Origin of the sequence: Corynebacterium sp. AOP40-4SA-5 (genome assembly GCF_052377355.1) — a bacterium.
Taxonomy (GTDB): Bacteria; Actinomycetota; Actinomycetes; order Mycobacteriales; family Mycobacteriaceae; genus Corynebacterium.
Map to the genome: position 1 here is coordinate 126,970 of NZ_JBQSWS010000004.1, position 19,702 is coordinate 146,671.

Genomic DNA, 19,702 nt, shown 5'->3' on the forward strand with positions numbered 1-19,702 from the left:
TTGAAGATGAGTGACAGGAACGGAGACGTCCCGGGTGAGCCCCGGGAGGTGTTCGTGATCTCCGTCGCCGCGGAGATCACGGGCATGCACGCGCAGACGCTGCGCACCTACGACAGGTTGGGGCTGGTCTCCCCGGAGCGCACCAGCGGCGGGGGGCGGCGCTACTCGCGCGACGACATCGAGCAGCTCCTGGAGATCCAGCGGCTCAGCCACGACGAGGGTGTGAACCTCGCCGGCATCAAGGCGATCATCGGCCTGCAAAACAAGGTCCGTGACCTGCGTGACGAGGTGGACGTGCTGCAGGTCCGCCTCGCCGCCGCCGAGCACGACGCCGACGAGGCGGGACGCTCCGGCGGCGGGCGCCGCCGTGGCGAGATCGTCCACGTCCCGCGTTCCACCGCGGTGGTCCTGTGGGAGCAGCGCCGACGCCGGGGACGGGATGGCCGTGACGGTCGCGACGGGCGCGGCGGCAACGGGTCCGACGGCCGTCAGGGCTGAGGCTGGGGGAATTCCGCGTGACCGTGGAACAGGGTGGTCGTGGCGCCACCGACCAGGACGTTGCGTCCTGACCCGACCGGGGTGACGCTGATGCGTCCCGTGCGGCCCAGGACGGTGCCCTGGGCGGCGGTGTAGGCCTCGGTGATCTTCCCGCTGCGCAGCAACCACTGGCCGACCGAGGCGTTGAGCGACCCGGTGACCGGGTCCTCCGCACCGGCGGCGCCGGGCACGAAGGCGCGGATCTCCAGTCGGCACGCCGCACCGTCCGGGTAGAGGCCGAAGACGCCGACCTTCAGGTCGGGGTGGGCGCTGAAGTCCGGACGCAGGTCCAGGACGTCCTGCGCGTGGGGCAGCTGCACCGCCGCCCACCCGGGGCCGTTGTCGGCCCACTGGTGGTCGACGATCAGCGACCGGTCGATCCGCAGCGCCTCGCTGATCCGGGCGAGGTGTTCCTCCTCCAGCGGCCCGGTGCGGGTCGTCGGCGGGGCGGTGAAGGACAGTGCGCCGGTGCCGGGATTGCGGTGGACCTCCACCAGGCCGGCGGCGCACTCCTGGATGATCACGTCGTCCTGGTGCGGCTCGCCGCCGACTTCGAGCCAGGCGTGCGCGGTGCCGAGGGTGGGGTGTCCGGCGAAGGGGAGCTCGCCTTCTGGCGTGAAGATGCGCACCCGGTAGTCGGCCTGCGGTGCCGGTGCGTCCTGCGCCGGATCCGGGGTGGACGGGGAGAGGACGAAGGTGGTCTCGGAAAGGTTCGTCCAGCAGGCGATGCGCTGCATCTGCTCGTCGTCGAGGTCGTCGGCGTCGAGGATCACGGCGACCGGGTTGCCGCGGTAGGGCTCGGCGGAGAAGACGTCGACCTGGGCGAAACGGTGCTGGCGTGCGGGGTCGTGAGGCATGCACGCATCGTACAGCGGGGCAGTTACAGGCTCAGCGTCCCCTGCGCGATGAGCACGATCGCGACGATCGCCGCCACCGAGACCCCGGTGGCGATGACCCACTCGAAGGCGTTGAACACCCGGCCGCCGGCGCGGCGACGGGTCACCACGTAGGCGATCATGCCCGGCACGATCAGCACCATGCCCATGAGCACGTACTTCACGTCCGCGGCGTAGAACAGCCACAGCGAGTAGACCAGCGCCAGCACGCCGGTGAGCAGGTGGACGCGGTTGGTCCGGCGGTCGACCGAGGGGCCGGAGAGGTCGAACTTCGTACCGGCGTCCGGGTGCGACAATCCGGCGCCGCGGGTGCACAGGAACACTAGGTACAGCGCGGAGAACAGGTAGGGGATCAGGTACAACGACGTCGCGAGCTGCACCATCGTGGTGTAGGCGGACTCGTTGAGGTAGAACACCACGATGAACAGCTGGATGACCACCGCGGAGAACAGCTGGGCGACCACCGGGGCGCCGCGGTGGTTGATGTAGCCGAGTTTGCGGGGCAGCAGACCGTCCTGCGCCATCAGGGTGATCGGTTCGGCGCACAGCATCTGCCAGGAGACGTAGGCGCCCAGCACTGAGATGCACAGGCCGATCGACACCAGCCCGGCCCCCCACGGGCCGACGACGAGTTCGAGCACCTCGGCCATGGAGTTGTCGCCCATCGCGGCGAGTTCCTCGCGCGGGGCGACACCGTAGGACAGGAAGCTCACCATCACCAGCAGCAGGAAGACGGTGAGGAATCCGAGCAGGGTGGCCAGTGAGACGTCCTTGCGGCGGCGTGCGCGGCGCGAGTACGTTGACGCGCCCTCGACACCGATGAACGCCCACACGGTGAACAGCATCATGCCCTTGACCTGGTCGGACAGGCTGGACGCCTGGTCGGCGTTGTCTCCGAAGGTCTCGGCGGAGCCCCAGAAGTCGGCGGTGAAGACCTCGGTGTGGAACCCGGCGAAGGCGACGATGCCGAGGAAGGCGAGGATCGGCAGCAGCTTCGCCGCGGTGGTGACCACGTTGAGTACCGCGGCCTGGTGCACGCCGCGGGACAGGGCCAGGAAGATCACCCAGTTCAGTCCGGAGACGAAGAACGCCTGCACGAGTGACTGCCCGTCGGAGAACAGGGGGAGGAAGTGGCCGAGTGAGCCGAAGAAGAGGGTGGCGTAGCCGACCTGGGCGATGATGCTGCCCAACCAGTAGCCCCAGCCGGAGGCGAAGCCGACGAAGTCGCCGAGTCCGCCGCGGACGTAGCTGTACACCCCGGAGTCGAGGTTGGGTTTGCGGTGCGCCAGAGCCTGGAAGACGAAGGCGATGCACAGCATGCCGATGCCGGTGACGACCCAGCCGATGACCGCGGCGCCGGGTGAGGCGACGGCGGAGATGTTCTGGGGCAGGGCGAAGATGCCGGCACCCACGCAGGAGCCGACGATGAGCGAGACCAGCGTCGGCAGGCGGACGGTGTCCCTGCGGGCTGTGGACCCCCGGGTGTCGGGGTCGGCGGAGAGGCCGGGGTCGGCGGAGGTGTCAGTCACGGGGAGTCAGAGTATCCCGAGTGCCGTGGTGCACACGAATGCGGTGCGAGGTGGTGGCCGGGGAGGGACGTCGCTCCAGGTGGTCAGTGGTCGCTGGTCAGCGCACGCAGGTGGCGCAGGATGGCGGCACCGTCCTGGCTGATCCCGTTGTGCTCCCACCGGTTGGTCACGTGGGGGCGCAGGCCACGGATCGTGGCGGCGGTCTCCATGGACAGTTCGAAGGGGACGAAGATGTCGTCGAGGTACACCGCGGCGGCGGTCGGGACCTCGGTGCGGCGCAGCTGCGCGGCGTCGTACAGGGGCGTCCAGTCGTCCTTCGCGGCGAGCAGGTCGGCGACGGCCTTCCACGGGCGCAGCGCGGGGTCCTCGTCGAACTGCCAGGGGAAGAAGTGCTCCGCGGTGAGGTAGAGCGGAGCGTCGGTGTCACCGTCGGTGCGTCCTGCGTTCTCGGCGAAGCCGGGGACCTCCTCGCGGATGCGGTCGGCGGCCCAGTTCGTCGCGGTGTCGATGCCGTAGATCGTCTCGTGGACCACCGCGTACAGCGGTGCGTCCGACACGGAGAGGTGACCGGCGAGTTCGGTGAGGAAGGGGGTGCGCAGCCGGCGACGTCCCGCGATGCCCGGGCCGCCGGGCACCGCGCGGAAGGGGTCCTCCAGCAGGTATGCGAGCATGTCGAAGCCACCGGTGCGGCCCAGGTTCATGCCCACGGTGCGGAAACGGCGGGACGTCAGACGTTCCCCGGTGGGCAGCGTCTCCTCCGTGTCGTCCAGGTGCCGGCAGATCTCGGCGACACGGTCGGCGGCCCAGGGGAAGCGCTCGTAGAAACGCTCGTTGCGCACGGCGGTCTTGGCGAAGGTCGCCCGGTAGATGTCGTCGACGCTGGTGTGCGGGGCACCGACGTAGCCCGGCAGGCCGCCGGTGAAGAACGCCTCGCGGACGCCCTCGGGGCGGAAGGAGAGGTAGGTGGTGATGCAGAAACCGCCGAAGGACTGCCCGAGCAGTGTCCACGGCTGCTCGCCGAGGGCGTGGCGTAGCAGTTCGGCGTCCTCCACGATGCTGTCGGCGCGCAGGTGGGTGAGGTATTCGGCCTGGTCGTGGGGTGTGGGGCCGAGGGCTTCGGGTGCGGCGACGTCGACCGGGGTGGAGCGGCCGGTGCCGCGCTGGTCGAACAGGATCACCCGGTAGTTCTTGAGCGCCTCGCCGAGCCAGCCGGACAGCACGCCTCCGTCCCCGTTGGCGACAGGGCGCGGCGAGCCGTGGCCGGGGCCGCCCTGCAGGAAGAGCAGGGCGGGGCGGTCCTCACCGCCGTCCGGGACGTACTCGCGGGCGTAGATGTCGATGGTGCGGGGGTCGGTACCGCCGTGGACGAGCGGTGCGGTGAGCACGTGCTCGCGCACGGTGTGCCCGTGACGCCGGGTGGAGGTCGTGTGCAGGTCGGTACCGGAGGAGGCGGGGGAGTTCATGCCCTCAAGTTCTACCCGAGAGCACGGACATGGACGGAGCTGACTCATAGCGACACTTGTTGACCGGGATCACCCCAGGTCGTAGTCCACGACCACCGGTGAGTGGTCGGAGAGCCGGACCCCGCGGAAGTCACGGTCGACCTGCGTGGTGACCGCGGCGCGGGCCAGGCGCGGCGACGCCAGGTGGTAGTCGAGGCGCCATCCCGCATCCTTCGCGAAGGACTGGCCGGCCCACGACCACCACGAGTACGGGCCGTCCTCGTCCGGGTGCAACCGGCGGACGACGTCCACCAGTGTGCGGGCCGAGAGCTGTTGGCCGAACCACTCGCGTTCCTCCGGGAGGAAACCGTCGTTCTGCTGGTTCCGACGCCACGCCGCGAGGTCCTGCCTGGTGTGCGCGATGTTGAGGTCACCCATCAGCAGGAACTCCCTGCCGTCGGCCATCGCGGCGCGCCGGGTGAGTGTGAGGTAGCGGGCGAACCCCGCCAGGAACCCCATCTTCCGGTCGTAGCGGGCACCGCCGTCCGGTGCCTCACGCATTCGCCCGGGGCGTTGCAGCTCCGCAGGGAGCCCACCTTTGGGCAGGTAGAGGCACGCGATGGTGACCGGGGCATCGGCGAGATCGACCTCGATGTAGCGGCCCTGGGTGGTGAAGGGCCGTAGCTTCCTCGCCAGCGGCACCCGGTCGTCCGCGGGGATGTCCCGGAGGTCAGCGGCAGTGCAGTGCGGGGTGCCGCGCAGTGCCGAACCGCTCCACGTGCGAACGGCCACCGGCGGGCGGCGGGTGAGTACGGCGACGCCGTTGCGTCCTGCGATGGAGCCGGTCTCCAGGGCGACGTGGTAGTCGCCGAAGGCGGCGTCCGGCACTTTGTCGGCCTGGGCGCGGACCTCCTGGAGGGCGACGACGTCGCAGTCGCGTCCGGCCAACCAGTCGCCGAAACCACGTCGGTGGGTGGCGCGGATGCCGTTGACGTTGGCGGTCGCGATGCGCAGCATTCCCTGAGGTTACCTCCCGTGGGCCGGGAGCTCTCGAGAGGCTGGAAGGTACCGGAAGGCACCGGAAGGCACCGGAAAGCACCGGAAAGCACCGGAAAGCTAGGAGAGCCTCTTGGAGAGGTGGATGAGTGAATAGTCCCCGACAAGCGTGCGAGCCGTCTCGACGTACCCGCTGCGCTCGTACAGGCGGATGTTTGCCGTCGAGTGTTCGCCGGTGAAGAGCCGCATCTCCAGGGCGTGGGGGAACGCCGTCTCTGCCTCGTCGAGCAGGAAGCTCCCGACCCCCTTTCCCTGCATGTCAGGAACCACGGTCAGGCGTCCCAACTCAACGGTGGAACCGATCCGACGAAGTCGCACAGCTCCGATCAGGCGTCCGTTGTACCGGACGCCGAGTGCGGCGACGTCCGGGGCGGCCAGTTCGGTGCGTAGCTCGTCGAGGGTCTGGGTCAGTGGTGGCAGGTCGAGATCCTGGTGTGCCCGAGCCTCTGTGACGTAGGCGGCGCGCTGGAGGGTCATGACTTCCCCGGCGTCGGCGTCGCCCAGCGCGGTGATCGTGTACGTGGTTGTCTTCGGCATACCGTGACTCCAGTCCTTGGGGTGATCGTGATCCTACGGGACCGGGGGGGATGCTGTGCTCGGTGTGGAGTACAGGGGCGTGGAGGTATCGTCGGCCCGGTGTACAGCATCTCCGCGGCGGACCTCGACGACCCACGTGTCGTGCAATTCATCGGTGAACACCTGCGGGATCTGGCTCCGACAGCTCCTGTCGAGAGTCAGCATGCGCTGGGTCTGGCTGAACTGAAGGCTCCCGGGGTGAGGGTGTGGGTCGCCGTCAGCGACGACCGTGGTCATGGTGTGGTCGGCTCGGTGGCGCTTGCGCCGGTGGGCGTGGGCCATGAGGAGCTCAAGAGCATGCGGACCGATCCCGCCCGGCGCGGTGAGGGGATCGCCGCCAAGCTGCTTGGACATGCGCTCGCTGATGCAGGACGGAGAGGCGTGGGGCGGGTGTCGTTGGAGACCGGGAGCGGGGACTTCTTCGCACCGGCCCGAAGGCTCTACCGCAGGTCGGGGTTCCTGGAGTGTGCCCCGTTCGGTGACTACGGCGAGGACGCGAACAGCGTCTTCATGACGGTCGAGGTCACCGGGAGTCACCTATCGCGGTCGGCTCAGAGCGGGTAGCCGGTGACCGGGCCGGCGGTGTTGGGCTGCCAGCCGAGTTCCGGGGCGACGTGCTCGGCGAAGGCGGAGAGGATCCGCAGGTTGGCGTCCACGCCCAGCTGGCTGGGGATGGTGAGCATCAGGGTGTCGGCCTCCATCACCGCGGCGTCGTTCTTCAACGCCTCGACCAGTTTGTCGGGCTCGTCGGCGTAGGTGCGTCCGAAGGTGGCGGTGCTGTCGTCGATGTACCCCACGCCTCCGGAGTCGCCGGAACCGAACATGCGCCGGTCGGTCTCCGAGAGGATCGGGAAGATCGATCGGGACACCGAGGTCCGCGGCGTCCAGGTGTGGCCGGCCTCCTTCCACGCGGTGCGGAACAGTCGCAGCTGGTCGGCCTGCAGGTCGGCGAACTCCTCGCCGTTGGCCTCGGTGAGCAGCGTGGAGCTCATGAGGTTCACACCCTGCTGTGCGGCCCACACCGCGGTGTCGCGTGAGCCCGCACCCCACCAGACGTGCCGGCGCAGCGTCGGGGAGTTCGGCATCACCGGGACCTGCACGTTCGGCTGGTACATGCGTGGGTACTGCTCGTCGAGGGGGAGTGAGGTGGCGATGCCTTCACCGTCCACGGCGGACATGAAACGGTCGAACTTCTGCCGTGCCATGGCCGCCCCCTTGGGGTCGTCCGGCTCGGGGACGTAGCCGAACTCGGCGTAGCCACGGTCGACGGGTTCGGGTGATCCCCGGGAGACGCCGAGGGCGACCCGTCCGTCGGCGAGGAGGTCGAGCTGGGCGGCTTCCTCGGCCAGGTGCAACGGGTTCTCGTAGCGTAGGTCGATCACGCCGGTGCCGACCTCGATGCGGCTGGTGCGGGCGGCCGCGGCGGAGAGGATCGGCATCGGGGCGGCGTGCTGCGGGGCGAAGTGGTGCACCCGCCAGTACGCGCCGTTGACACCGATCTCGTCGGCGCCGACGGCGATGTCCACGGCGTTGCGGATGTTCTCCTTCGCGCCGGGCATGCCGCGGCCCGGGGTGGACGCCCCGGACGCGGCGAGGTCGTAGTGGCCGAAGCTGAGGATGCCGAATGCCTTCATGGTGTCTCCTGGAGGAGGGAAGGAGTTGACACGTCAACTATATGCCTGCGGGTGCGGACGGTGCAAGGGTCGGCGCCTACCCCGCCAGGCGCCGCGCGGCGACCTGCCCGGCGAGACGCCCGGCACGGTTCGCGCCTACCGTCGAGGCCGTCGACCCGTAGCCGGCGAGCAGCACCCGGTCGTCGCGCACCACCTCCACCTCGTTGGTCACGGTGATCCCACCGCCGGGTTCGCGCAGGTGCAGTGGGGCGAGATGGGTCAACGCCGGGCGGAAACCGGTGTTCCAGAAGATCACGTCCACCGCCTCCTCGTGCCCGTCGGGGAAGGGACTCCAACTGTCCGGCTGGACCAGGCCGGCCGTGCCTTCACTGCCGCCACCGTCTGCGCCACCAGCACCACCGAAGGTCACCGAGTGCTCGTTGATGCGGGTGAACATGCCGCGGGAGACCAGCGTCCCGTCTGCCACACCCGCCAGGTACTCGGGCAACGCCGGGATACCGGTGTTGGCCACCACCGAGGCCGGACGCCGCCCGTGCTCGGTGTCCTCGCGCACGTGACGTTCCACGTCCCGGCCCCAGGAGGCCTTCGAGTTGTCGAAGGTGTAGTCCACGAAGTTCGGCGGACGGCGCGTGGCCCACACCGTCGACAGCGCACTGCCGGCGCTACCGGATCCCGGCGCGAGTTCCAGCAGGAACTGCACCGCACTGAGCCCACCGCCGACGACCAGCACCTTCTCGCCGGCGAAGTCCTCGCGACGATGGTAGTCCGCGGTGTGCAGCTGCCGTCCGGCGAAACGCTCGATGCCGGGGACGTAGGGGATGTAGGGGTGAGTCCACGTGCCGGTGGCGTTGATGAGCAGGCGGGTGGTGATGCGGGTGCACCGCCCGTCCAGCACCACGGTCAAGGTCAGCGGGCCACTTTCACCACCCTCACCGCCCTCCTCGTCCTCGACACGGATGACCCGCGCCGGGCGCCGCACCCTCAGGTCGAAGGCCTCCTCGTAGTTGCCGTAGTAGTCGGCGACCAGGGAGGACGCCGGCACACCCTCGTCCGGTCGTGGCATCGGCATGCCCGGCAGGTCGGCGATACCGTGGGCGCGGCCCAACGTCAACGAGTCCCACCGGTGACGCCACGCACCGCCGGGCCCGTCGTTGCCGTCGAGCACGAGCAGGTCCCCGCCGGGGGTGTAGCCCTTGCGGACCAGGGCGTGGGCGGCGGCGAGCCCGGCCTGCCCCGCACCGAGGACGACCACCTCGTAGCTCTCCACCGGTGGTCCCGCGTCCGCGCCCATCTACCGGACCTGCTCCAGCACGAGGTCGTCGGCGAGGTAGCTGCTGTGCGAGTCCCACTCGCCCTGCGTCCACAGGTAACCGTCGGTCATGCGGCCCAGGATACGTCCGGCCCACCCGTCCTGCTGCCCCGCCGGTGCACCGTTGACGGTGTCCGCCCCGAACCCCGCGGACGTCGGGTCGCGGCCGTGCACCCCGCCGTTGGCGCCCGTCGTCGCCCCGATCAGGTCTCCCGGCGCGCGCCAGGCGTGGACCTCGGCGTGCCCGTCCAGGGCGTCGACGTGCAGCTCCCCGGTGTCGCGGACCCCGGTGCCGGGGCTGCCGAGCAGGTGGATGGTGTCGGCATCCAGTGGGGTGGACGGGTCGCGTGCCGCCGCGCCGAGCAGGGTGGTGCCGTAGCTGTGCGCCACGACCTGCAGCTCGGCACCGTCGGCGGAGCGTTCGCGCAGCGCCGACTGCGCCCCACGCAGTGCTGGTGCACCGACCCCGGCGTAGGACGGGTTCAGTCCCTGCCCCAGGTCCGCCGGCGCCCGGTAGCCGTGCCAGGCGACGACGGCGTGGCCTGTGCCGCCGATGCGTCCGGCGTTCCCCGCGGAACCCGGCAGTGCCCCGTCGCCGGACGATCCGACGCCGCTGACCAGCGTGGTGACCTTCGGTGCGGTGTGCAGGTCGCCGACGACGACCACCGGCTGCCCGTCGAGTTCCTGCACCGTGACCCCGACGGCGTCCGGGTCCAGGCCGCGTAAGGCCAGCTCCCGGCGCGCGGCGCCGACCGCCTGACGCAGGGAGTCCTCGGTGGCGGCGTCCAGCGGGACGGCCAGGCCGGAGGGCATGGTCACCGCCGCGGCGGCGGCCTGCGCGGCGGCCGGGTCGACGAGTTCGGCCACCGTCGCGGCGTCCAGCGCCGTACGGTCCACCGCCGTGACTGTCGGGGCCTGACCCACTGCGCTCGCCGCCTCGACGACGGCGGCGGTCGCGGTGTCCAGGGCGTCGGTGAGCATCCGGCAGGCGTGCAGGACCATCGACCACGCCGCGGCCAGAGTGAGTAGCGGAGGTAAGGGCGCCGGCGGGGTTACTGTGCCGTCCGCCGAAACGCGCATCCGGAAGGTTCGCGCCATCCCCAGCACGGGCGCGGCCTGATTGCGCGCCGCGGCGAGCAGGGTGGCGTGGTGGCCCAGCACGACCCCCACCCAGTGCGCGGCGATGCAGGACGCCAGGACCCGGTTGGCGCAACTGTCGATACGGTGGCCCATCGCCTCGGCCGCACCACCCGACCAGCCCGGCAACCGGCCGTGCCCGCGCACCGCGCCAGCTGCCTCGCGCATCTGCCCGGACGCCGTGGCCCACTGCCGGGCGGTGGCGGCCGCCTGCTCCAGCGGGGCGTCGGCCAACTCCTGCATGTCCATCAGCGCGCTCCCGCCGTACCGGAGAGGGACCTCGCGGCGTCCTGCTCGGCGGTGCCGACCACCCCGGCGAAGGTCAGCAGGTCGGTGGCGATGACGTCCACCACCACCGACTCCCCGTCGACGGCCTCGGCGACCCGCGTGGTGCCCGCCGCCAGGGCGGCGAACGTCCGGCCCCCGGGCAGGCAGGACGCCGCGGGCAGCGAGCCGGCGACGGCGCGCGCGGCGCCGGCCACCGCGGACGCCTCGGCGTCCAACGCCTGTGAGGTGGTTCTGACCTGGGACAGGTCGATGCCGAACACGGTCATGGTGCCTCCTGGGCTGATGCGCTGGTGCGGTGCTGCCTGCGGTCCCAGGAGAGTACGACGCGGCGGTGGTCGTGGGGAAGCGTGGTCCCCAGGGGCGGGAAAGCTGTGGACAACTTTCGTCAGGTTTCACCTCCGACCCCGCAGGGCTGTGGATAAACCTTCGGCGACCGACCCGGGGCACGCTCAGCCGAGACGGCCCTCCAACCGCTCCACGTAGGCGCGGCTCGTGGCGTCCAATCCCGTGAACGTCACCGACTTGCCGCGGCGTTCGTACTGCTCACGCACGCCCTGCAGCGCGGCCACCGTGGAGGAGTCCCACACCGTGGCGTCGGTGAAGTCCACCGTGACCTGTGCCGGGTCGCCGGCGTAGTCGAACTGGTACACCAGGTCATTCGACGAGGCGAAGAACAGCTGGCCCGTCACCCGGTAGCGGCCGGCACCGGTGTCCCCGACCCGCTCGACGCGCGTCAGGTGCGCCACGCGCCGGGCGAAGGCCACCATCGCGGTGAGCACACCCAGAATCACCCCGACGGCCAGGTTGTCCGTCAGCACCGTGGACACCACCGTGACCAGCAGCACCACCGTCTCGGAGACCGGCATCACCCGTAGAGTGCGCACACTGTTCCAGTCGAAGGTGGTGAACGCCACCACCAGCATCACCGCCACCAACGCCGCCATCGGGATGCGCCCCACCACGTCCGACAGCGACACCGACAACACGATCAGAAACGCCCCGGCCAGGAAGGAACTCACCCGGGTGCGCGCACCGGCCTGCTTCACGTTGATCATCGTCTGGCCGATCATCGCGCAACCGCCCATGCCGCCGAAGAAACCGGTGACCACGTTCGCCACACCCTGGCCCAGTGACTCGCGGGTCTTGTCGGAGTGGGTGTCCGTGAGGTCGTCGACCAGCTTCGCCGTCAACAACGACTCCAGCAGCCCCACCAGCGCCAACGCCACCGCGTACGGGGCGATGATCCCCAGCGTCCCCATCGACAACGGCACGTCCGGCACCCCGAAGCCGGGGAACGACGACGGCAGTTCGCCCTGGTCACCCACCGTCGGCACGTCCCAGCCGAAGACCACCACCGCCAGCGTGATCAGCAGGATCGACGCCAACGGCGCGGGGAACTTCGAGGTCAACCGTGGGAAGCCGATAATCACCAGCAGGCCCACGGCCGTGAGCGGGTAGACCAGCCACGGCACGTCGAAGAGGTGCTGCAGTTGCGCGGAGAAGATCAGGATCGCCAGCGCGTCCACGAAACCCACCATCACCGACCGCGGGATGAACCGCATCAGCTTCGCCACCCCGAGCGCACCCATGACCATCTGCAGTACACCGCCGAGGATCACCGTGGCCAGCAGGTACTCCACCCCGTGGTCGCGGGCGACGGGGAAGACGACCAGGGCGATCGAACCCGCCGCGCCGGACACCATGCCCGGGCGTCCGCCCAGCACCGCGGTCACGCACGCCATGGTGAAGGCCGCGTAGAGGCCCATCATCGGGTCCAGGCCCGCCACGATGGCGAAACTCAACGACTCCGGGATCAGGGCGAACGCGGTCACCAACCCGCCGAGGACCTCGACGGTGAGCAGTTTCGGGCTGCGCAGCGCGCCCAGGACGCTGGCCGGGGAACGTTCGGCGGGAGAGGAGCTCACCCGACAATCCTAGGTCGGTGACGTACCCTTGGCAGCATGCGCATCGCCGTCATCCAGATGAACTCCGTGCCGGACGTCGACAAGAACCTCGAGAAAATCAGATCCTATATCGCCGGGTCCGCCGAGAATGGTGCTGACCTGGTGGTCTTCCCTGAGGCTGCGATGTTCCCCTTCGACGCGGGACGCCTCGACATCATCGCCCAACCGCTGGACGGCCCGTTCGCCCGCGCCGTGGAGAAGGCCGCGAAGGACGCCGGGACCACCGCCGTGGTCGGCATGTTCACCCCGGCCGACACCGTGTACCGCCTGCCGTCCGGTGAGTTGCAGACCGACCCGGTGGAGGGCTCCGGTGAGGCGAACAAGTTCCGCCGCGTGCACAACACCCTGCTCATCACCGGTCCCGGGGGAACCGAGCACTACCACAAGATCCACACCTTCGACGCCTTCGGCTACCGGGAGTCCGACACCGTCAAGCCCGGCACCCGCCGGGTCACCTACGACGTCAACGGCGTGACCATCGGCCTGGCTACCTGCTACGACATCCGCTTCCCCGGGCACTTCTACGCCCTGGCGGAGGCCGGCGCCTCGGTGATGGTGGTGCCCACGGCGTGGACGGACGGGCCGGGCAAGCTCGACCAGTGGCGCACGCTCACCGCCGCCCGCGCGCTGGACACCACCAGCTACGTGGTCGCCGCCGGTCAGGCGCGTCCCGGTTCCCCGGACCGTTACGGGCAGAACGACGGGCCGACGGGCATCGGCCACTCCGTGATCGTCAGCCCGGGCGGGGCGCGCCTGGCGGAGACCGGCTACGTCGCCCAGATCCTCATGGTCGACATCGACCCGAACCACGTGGAGAAGGTCCGCAAGGGCCTGCCCGTGCTCAAGGGGCACCGGCAGGACCGCGAGATCGGGAAGGCCGGTGCCGCCGGCGAGTAGCGGGCGGCACCGGCGGCGCCCCGCCCTTCCTCACGTGCGGCGCAGCAGCCACACGAAGTACGGCGCGCCGACGAGGGCGATCATCAGGCCGGCGGGGATCTGGGCCGGCGCGATCACGGAGCGGCCCAACCCGTCGGCGAGGCAGACCATCGCCGCGCCGAGCACCATCGCCACCGGCAGGACGCGCCCGTGGCGTCCTCCCACCAGGGAGCGGGCCAGGTGCGGGGCGACCAGGCCCACGAAGCCGACGACACCGACGGCCACCACGCTCACCGCGGCGAGCACGGCGGCCAGGGTCAGCAGGCCCAGGCGGGTGCGTTCCACGGGCACGCCGAGGATGCGCGGGGTGTCCTCGTCGACGGACATCAGGTCGATCTGCCGGCGCATGGCCAGCAGCACCGGCAGGGTGAGCAGCAGCACCACGGCGACGGGCACCACGTCGGGGAACGTCCTGCCGTAGGTGGTGCCGGACAGCCAGGTGAAGATGCGCGGGGTGTCGTAGGGGTTGGCGCGCAGCAGCAGGAAGGTGGTCACCGAGGAGATCCCGTAGCCGCAGCCGATGCCGATGAGCACGAAACGGTCGGGCAGCAGGCCACCACGCCACGACAGGGCAGCGACCAGGGCGAACGTCGCCAGGCCGGTGGTCACGGCGAGGGCCACCAGCACGGTGCGTCCGGAGCCGGGCAGCATGGTGGTGGCGATGACCGCGCCCAGGCCCGCGCCGGCGGTGATGCCGAGCAGCCCGGGTTCGGCCAGCGGGTTGCGCACGGTGCCCTGCACCACGGTGCCCGCCACGCCGAGGGCGGCACCGGCCAGCACTGCGGCGGTCACGCGCGGGGCGCGGGTGTCCAGGGCACCGCCGACGAGTCCGGGGGCGGCGTCGCGCAGCCACAGGGCGATGTCACCGAGGCGCAGCCACAGGCTGCCGGCGAGCAGTCCGTAGACCACCGCGGCGACGAGCAGGACCACGGCGGCGACCAGGACGACGAGGAAGCGTCGTCGTGCCTGGGCGGGGGTGGACGTCCCGCCGCGGGCACCGGCGTTGGCGCGCGCGGCGCGCACCACGCCCTGGTCACGCATGCGCATCGCCAGCACCACGATCACCACCGCGCCGAGCAGGGCGGTGGGGATGCCGGTGGGGATGGACGCGGCCTGTTCGGCGCCGAGCACGGCGCGCAGCAGTGCGTCGGCGAGCAGGACGATCAGGGCGCCGACCAGCCCGGTCACCGGGATGAGCACGGCATGGCGGCGCAGTCCGGGCACCTTCGTCGACAGCAGGCGGGCGAGCACGGGCGCGCCGAGCCCGATGAAGCCCAGCGGCCCGGCGACGGTCACGGACAGGGCGGTGAGCAGGACGGCGAGCACCACGGCGATGGTGCGCGTGGCGCGCACCGGCACACCGAGGGTGGTGGCGGTGTCGTCGTCGCCGAGGGACAGGACGTCCAGACGCCGCGACAGCAGCACGGCGGCGAGCAGCACCGCCACGATGACCGGGACGGCGCGGGCGGAGGCGTCCACGCTGAGCTGTGACAGGGAGCCGGAACCCCAGGCGAACAGGCCGGTGGTGTTCTGCTTGAACAGGATCAGCAGCATGCCGGTGACCGCGTCGAGCGCCATGGCGATCGCCGAGCCGGCGAGGATGAGTTTCGTGGTGCCGGTGGCCCCGCCGCGTCCGGAGCCGGCGCCGGTGAGGCTGAGCACCAGGGCCGCGCTGGCCAGGCCACCGCAGAAGGCGACCAGGCCGGACGCCCAGAACGGCACGGTGAGACCGAACGCCGCCACCGCGGTCAGTGCCACGTAGGAGCCGGCGGTGACCGCGAGGGTGTCGGGGGAGGCCAGCTGGTTGCGGGTCACCGACTGCAGCAGGATGCCGGCGACACCCAGGGCGAATCCGACGGTGATCCCGGCGAGCAGGCGTGGCACCCGCGAACCCGACAGCACGCTGTCCACCGGCACACCGTTGACGCTCTGCGGGGCGTCCGGGTGGCCGACGGCGTAGAGCACCAGCTCACGCATGCCCAGTCCGGAGGTGCCCTGGGTGAGGTGCCACAGTCCGACGACGGTGATCGCCACGACGAGCGCGACGATGAGCGCCAGTGGCGCGACGAGCGGTGCGGCGTGCGTCCTGCCGCGGGTCACCTGCCGTGTCACTCTGCGTCGGAGGCAGCCTCGACGGCCTTGACGGCCTCGACGAAGGCGTCGATCAGCTGGATGCAGGAGCGCGGTCCGCCGGCGGCCCACAGGTCGTTGGGGAACTCGTAGGTGTGGTCCTCCTCCACGGCGGAGAGGTTGTTCCAGATCGGGTTGGACGTCATGGCGGCGACGTAGTCGTCCGCGCCGCCCTGGGAGCCGGTGTAGAACAGGTTGGCGTCGCCGACGGCGGTGAGGCCCTCGATGTCGGTCTGGGCCAGGCCGTACGCCGGGTCGACGCCGCCGTCACCGTAGGACTCGTTGACGTCGTCGGTCCAGGCCGAGGTCATGCCGAGCTCCTCGCCGAGCTGCGTCATCAGCGCGCCGCTGGTGTAGGGGCGGATGGTGAGGTTGCCGCTCTCGACCCAGCCGTCGAAGTAGAGGAAGTCGGTCTGGTCGCGGTCCTCGAGGGTGGCCACGGTGTCGGCCAGCTCCTCGCGGGCGGCGGCGAGGTGGTCGTCGAACTCCTGGTTGACCTCCTCGGCACGCGCGGAACGCCCGGTGGCCTCACCGATCATGGACAGGGTGTTCTTCACGGTGCCGATCTGGTCCTCGGCGTCCGCGCCGGTGACGGCCAGGACGGGCACGTCGCGGTCCTCGAGCTGGGTGAGCACGGCGTCGTCCTCGCTGTAGGCCTCGACGATGATGAGGTCGGGGTCGGCGCCGTAGATGGCGTCGAGGTCGGGTTCACCGCGCTCACCGGCGTTGACGACGTCGTCCGGCAGGGCCTCGGCGCTGACGTAGGTGCCGTAGTCGTCGGGGGACGCCACGGCGACGGGGTCGACGCAGAGGCTGATCGCGTCCTCGATCTCCTGCCACTCCAGCACGGCGACGCGGCTGGCGGGCTTGTCGAGTTCCACGGTGCGGCCCAGGCCGTCGGTCATCGACACCGGGTCGGTGCTGGTCTCGACGTCGGCGTCGCAGCCCTCGGCGTTGGAGGTCGGTGCCTCGGAGTCACCGTCGGACGAGCCTGTGTCGGTGGTGCCGCAGGCGGCGAGGGTGAGCGTCGCGGTGGCGACGGCGGCGGTGAGCGCGGTGGCTGTCGCCGGGAATCGGGCCGGGAATCGGGCGGGGAAGCGGCGGCTTCTCGGGAGGTGCATGGTGGTCCTTTCAGGGGGTGGTGCGGACGCGTCCGCGGTCGGCGTGTCGTCCGATGGGGTCGATGCGCAGGCGGCCGGTGCGGGGGTCCACACCGACGTCGACGGGGATGTCGTAGGCGGCGGCGATGTTGTCGGCGGTCAGGACGTCCTGCGGTGGCCCGGTGGCCAGCACGCGGCCGCCGGCGAGCAGGACGAGCCGGTCGGCGACGCGCAGGGCGTGGTCGAGGTCGTGCAGGACGACGCCGATGGTGACGGGCTGGTCGCCGCTAGTGCCGCCGGTGCCGTCGGCCCCGTCCGCGAGGTCGCGGACGAGGTCGAGGATCTCGGTCTGGAAGCGCAGGTCGAGGTGGTTGGTGGGCTCGTCGAGCAGGACCACGCCGGTGTCCTGGGCGAGGCAGGCGGCCAGCCAGGCGCGCTGGACCTCGCCGCCGGAGAGTTCGCCGGCGCTGCGGTCGGCCTTGTCGGCCATGCCCGTGACCTGCAGGGCGTGGTCGACGGCGGCGACGTCCTCGGCGCCGAGCCCGGCGAAGCGACGCCGGTGCGGGTGGCGTCCGAAGCTGACGACCTCGCGCACGCTCAGCCCGTCCGGGGTGGGACGCGACTGGGAGAAGAGGGTGACGCGGGTGGCGAACTCGCGGGGGCTGAGCAGGTGGACGTCGCGGGCGGTCTCACCGTCGCCGAGCCGGACGCTGCCCTGATCGACCGGGTGCAGGCGTGCCAGGGAGCGCAGCAGCGTGGACTTGCCGGAACCGTTCGGGCCGACGAGCGCGGTGACCGTGCCGGGCTCGAGGGTGACCGAGACCCCGTGGACCACCGTGGAGCGGCCGTAGCCGAGGGTGAGGTCGTCGCCTGCCAGGGTCCGGGCGTCGTCAGTGCCTGTCTCGGGGCCTGTCTCTGTGCCTGTCTCAGGGCCGTCTTCAGTGGCAGGGGACATGGGGGTGCTGGGGTCCTTCGGGAGGTGGGGTTCCGGTGGCTTCTTTAGCCTAACCTCAAGAAGCGTAGGGGAACGTAACCCGTGTCCGCAATCTCGTTTTCAGGACATTCGATCCTGGTTTTCGGACATGCCGGACGCGCCGGACGTGCTCGCGGGGAGGTGCGTGCCGGGCGTGGTGCCCATCGTGCGGCGGAAGGTGTCGATGAAGGTGTTGGTCTGCGCGTAGCCGGGCTGTACCGCCACGTCCTGCACCGGCGTCCCGTCGCCGAGCAGGGTCAGGGCGCGCTGGATACGCAGCGTCATGCGCCAGCGTCCGAACGGCAGGCCGGTGGACTCGCGGAAGGCCCGGGTCACGGTGCGTTCGCTGGTGCCCAGGCGCCTGGCCCACACGTCCAGTCCGGAGTGGTCGCCGGGGTTCTCCAGCAGCGCGCGCACCACCGGGGCGATACGCGGGTCGTCGGGGACCGGCAGGTCCAGCGGGGTGTCGGTGGGGTGCAGGACGTCGAAGACGACGGCTTCGGCGCGGCCACGTGCGGCGTCGCTCAGCGTGTCCTGGCCGAGGTACGTCAGCAGCAACTCCAGCACCGGGGTCATCACCACCACCGTGACCTGGGCGGGCGCGGTGAAGTCGCCGGGCGTGCGGTCGGGCGCGAACAGGGTGCCGTAGAGGGTGACGCCCGAGGTGACCTCGCCGGAGTGCTCGGTGCCGGCGGGCAACCAGATGCCGCGGCCCTCGGGCACGGCGAAGATGCGGTCGTGTGCGCGGGTGATCATCGCCCCACGGCGCGCCCACACCAGCTCGTGGGAGTCGTGGCTGTGCGCCGGCCAGCTCGTCGGCGGGTTCGTCGCCCCGGCCGTGACGATGGAGGACGTCCCGGCGCTCACGGTTCGCCGCTCACGGTTCCGCGATGATCTGCTCGGCGTCCACGCCGGCACGCGTGAGGACGCCGACCGCGTCGCGGACGCCCGCGACGTCCTCCCCGGAGACCAGCACGAGGGTGCCGGGACGGTGGGTGACCGGATCGTCGGCGGCCGCCGCGGCGGCGCCGGGGTCGCCCTCGTCGGCGACCAGCGGAGTGAACGTCAACCACGGGAAGCCCTGCGCCAGACCGCGAAGGTCGGTCAGTCCGTGCAGGTCGCGGGAGTGATCCACGCCCCAGAACAGGTGCACCGGCGGTGAGTCGTCCATCGCCGAGACGTCCAGTACGAGGGCGCGCAGCGCGGCGAGGCCGGCGCCGAGGGCGACCATGGCCACGGCGTCCGGGGCGTCCTGCCCGGTGGGCACGCCCAGCCCGCCGGCCGGGTTGGCGACGACCCAGGTCTCGCCGACGTGCGCGGTGAGCCCGGGGCAGTGGAACTCCAGGTAGCCGGCGTCGTTCGGCGGCAGCGTGGAGGCGAACTGGTGCCAGACGTCCGGGTCGGACGGGGTGCGGACCTCCAGGCTCTGCCCCGGCCAGCCGGTCTGCGGCGACGACGCCTGCAGTCGCACCACCGTGACCTGCGGGGTGCGCGGCACGACCTCCAGGACCTCGGCGGTGATGCTGGCGGGCACGCCGGCCTCGTCGTCCTCCACCGCCCCGAGCGCGACGATGCGCACCGCGTTGTCCACGGCCTGCAGGAGCTCGGTCAGTCCGTCGGGGATGCCGAGCTCCTCGGCGCGACGGTAGGTCAGGTCCGCGCCCGGGTAGGGCACGTCGAAGGCCTCGCACACCGCCCGGCCGGCGGCCTCCGCGGCGGCCCCGTAGTGGGCGGTCGTCACCCCGTACTTGCGCAGGTCACGGCCCAGCGTGGCGAGGTGGAAGGTGCACTCCTCGGTGAACTCCGCACTGTCGCCGACGAGTCCGTCGGCGGCGTAGAGTGCTGCGCGGCGCAGCATCGCCGGGTCTACGGCCGGTGGTGGTACGGGCGTGCCGGCTGTACCGTCTGCTCCTGCCGGGTGGGACGGTACGGCGGTGGGGGAGAGGGGGTCGGCGAGGCGGGCGAAGTGGGCGCGGGTGCGCGCGACAATGCTGGCGGTACCGTCCGCGCCGTCGTCGAGGCGTCCGCGGGCGGTGTCGACCGCACTGCCGAGGTCGGCGGGGCCGGTGGTGGCGGTGGTGCCGTGGCTCTCCTCTGTCATGGGGACCATTGTGGCATGTTCCACTGCCCGGAATGTCGGGTCTCGTCGAGTCCCGTTGAGACCCGTGGGGTTCAGGGGGTCGGGTTATTTCCAT

18 protein-coding genes are annotated in these 19,702 nt (G+C 71.1%); 3 read left to right on the top strand and 15 right to left on the bottom strand.

Going from position 1 to position 19,702, the window contains the following annotated elements; genetic code table 11:
- The first annotated feature begins 6 nt into the window (after positions 1-6).
- The gene (locus tag ACT3S3_RS03800; protein ID WP_301442176.1) at positions 7-498 is read left to right on the top strand and encodes a heat shock protein transcriptional repressor HspR; all 492 of its coding nucleotides are present in this window, start codon (positions 7-9) and stop codon (positions 496-498) included.
- On the opposite strand, the gene ACT3S3_RS03805 is transcribed toward ACT3S3_RS03800, so the two are convergent.
- The 5 genes from ACT3S3_RS03805 to ACT3S3_RS03825 all read right to left on the bottom strand — a co-directional run bounded on the left by ACT3S3_RS03805 (position 489) and on the right by ACT3S3_RS03825 (position 5,997).
- Complete coding sequence (locus tag ACT3S3_RS03805) at positions 489-1,394, bottom strand: PhzF family phenazine biosynthesis protein (RefSeq protein ID WP_441579495.1); 906 nt, start codon at positions 1,392-1,394, stop codon at positions 489-491. The genes ACT3S3_RS03800 and ACT3S3_RS03805 overlap by 10 nt on opposite strands.
- Positions 1,395-1,417: 23 nt before the next feature.
- Complete coding sequence (locus ACT3S3_RS03810; protein WP_301442174.1) at positions 1,418-2,962, bottom strand: amino acid permease; 1,545 nt, start codon at positions 2,960-2,962, stop codon at positions 1,418-1,420.
- An 83-nt stretch (positions 2,963-3,045) separates the two neighbouring features.
- Complete coding sequence (locus tag ACT3S3_RS03815; RefSeq protein WP_301442181.1) at positions 3,046-4,395, bottom strand: alpha/beta fold hydrolase; 1,350 nt, start codon at positions 4,393-4,395, stop codon at positions 3,046-3,048.
- Positions 4,396-4,494: 99 nt separating this feature from the next.
- Positions 4,495-5,418, bottom strand: coding sequence for an exodeoxyribonuclease III (locus ACT3S3_RS03820; protein WP_301442180.1), 924 nt, complete (start codon positions 5,416-5,418; stop codon positions 4,495-4,497).
- A 102-nt stretch (positions 5,419-5,520) separates the two neighbouring features.
- Entirely contained in the window at positions 5,521-5,997 is a 477-nt protein-coding gene (locus ACT3S3_RS03825; RefSeq protein WP_301442173.1) for a GNAT family N-acetyltransferase, read from the bottom strand.
- A 99-nt stretch (positions 5,998-6,096) separates the two neighbouring features.
- Here ACT3S3_RS03825 and ACT3S3_RS03830 point away from each other — a divergent pair, with 99 nt between their 5' ends.
- On the top strand, positions 6,097-6,600 hold the full coding sequence (locus ACT3S3_RS03830; RefSeq protein ID WP_301442172.1) for a GNAT family N-acetyltransferase: 504 nt from the start codon (positions 6,097-6,099) through the stop codon (positions 6,598-6,600).
- Here the strand turns inward: ACT3S3_RS03830 and ACT3S3_RS03835 are convergent.
- The 5 genes from ACT3S3_RS03835 to ACT3S3_RS03855 all read right to left on the bottom strand — a co-directional run bounded on the left by ACT3S3_RS03835 (position 6,588) and on the right by ACT3S3_RS03855 (position 12,329).
- The gene (locus ACT3S3_RS03835; RefSeq protein ID WP_301442171.1) at positions 6,588-7,670 is read right to left on the bottom strand and encodes an LLM class flavin-dependent oxidoreductase; all 1,083 of its coding nucleotides are present in this window, start codon (positions 7,668-7,670) and stop codon (positions 6,588-6,590) included. The two genes, ACT3S3_RS03830 and ACT3S3_RS03835, sit on opposite strands and share 13 nt — an antisense overlap.
- A gap of 76 nt (positions 7,671-7,746) precedes the next feature.
- Positions 7,747-8,961 carry an NAD(P)-binding domain-containing protein gene (locus ACT3S3_RS03840; RefSeq protein WP_301442170.1) on the bottom strand — a complete coding sequence of 405 codons (1,215 nt, stop codon included), beginning with the start codon at positions 8,959-8,961 and terminating at the stop codon, positions 7,747-7,749.
- On the bottom strand, positions 8,962-10,365 hold the full coding sequence (locus tag ACT3S3_RS03845) for an alpha/beta hydrolase (RefSeq protein WP_301442169.1): 1,404 nt from the start codon (positions 10,363-10,365) through the stop codon (positions 8,962-8,964). It abuts the gene before it with no gap.
- Entirely contained in the window at positions 10,365-10,670 is a 306-nt protein-coding gene (locus ACT3S3_RS03850; RefSeq protein WP_301442168.1) for a hypothetical protein, read from the bottom strand. The genes ACT3S3_RS03845 and ACT3S3_RS03850 overlap by 1 nt, the downstream gene beginning before the upstream one ends.
- A 183-nt stretch (positions 10,671-10,853) precedes the next feature.
- The gene (locus ACT3S3_RS03855) at positions 10,854-12,329 is read right to left on the bottom strand and encodes a SulP family inorganic anion transporter (RefSeq protein WP_301442167.1); all 1,476 of its coding nucleotides are present in this window, start codon (positions 12,327-12,329) and stop codon (positions 10,854-10,856) included.
- 36 nt (positions 12,330-12,365) lie between these two features.
- On the opposite strand from ACT3S3_RS03855, the gene ACT3S3_RS03860 reads away from it, so the two are divergent.
- A complete protein-coding gene (locus ACT3S3_RS03860; RefSeq protein ID WP_441579085.1) occupies positions 12,366-13,265 on the top strand; it encodes a carbon-nitrogen hydrolase family protein in 900 nt (299 codons plus the stop codon).
- Positions 13,266-13,295: 30 nt separating this feature from the next.
- On the opposite strand, the gene ACT3S3_RS03865 is transcribed toward ACT3S3_RS03860, so the two are convergent.
- From ACT3S3_RS03865 to ACT3S3_RS03885, 5 genes are all read right to left on the bottom strand, one after another.
- Positions 13,296-15,416, bottom strand: a complete 2,121-nt coding sequence (locus ACT3S3_RS03865) for an iron ABC transporter permease (protein ID WP_441579084.1) — start codon at positions 15,414-15,416, stop codon at positions 13,296-13,298.
- Positions 15,413-16,555: an ABC transporter substrate-binding protein gene (locus tag ACT3S3_RS03870; protein ID WP_301442164.1), complete on the bottom strand. Its 1,143-nt coding sequence runs from the start codon at positions 16,553-16,555 to the stop codon at positions 15,413-15,415. The genes ACT3S3_RS03865 and ACT3S3_RS03870 overlap by 4 nt, the downstream gene beginning before the upstream one ends.
- Before the next feature lie 10 nt (positions 16,556-16,565).
- Positions 16,566-17,489, bottom strand: a complete 924-nt coding sequence (locus ACT3S3_RS03875; protein WP_441579083.1) for an ABC transporter ATP-binding protein — start codon at positions 17,487-17,489, stop codon at positions 16,566-16,568.
- Between the two features lie 99 nt (positions 17,490-17,588).
- Positions 17,589-18,374, bottom strand: coding sequence for an AraC family transcriptional regulator (locus ACT3S3_RS03880; RefSeq protein ID WP_444626304.1), 786 nt, complete (start codon positions 18,372-18,374; stop codon positions 17,589-17,591).
- Positions 18,375-18,384: 10 nt separating this feature from the next.
- Positions 18,385-19,608, bottom strand: a complete 1,224-nt coding sequence (locus ACT3S3_RS03885) for a hypothetical protein (RefSeq protein ID WP_301443807.1) — start codon at positions 19,606-19,608, stop codon at positions 18,385-18,387.
- Positions 19,609-19,702: the final 94 nt, after the last annotated feature.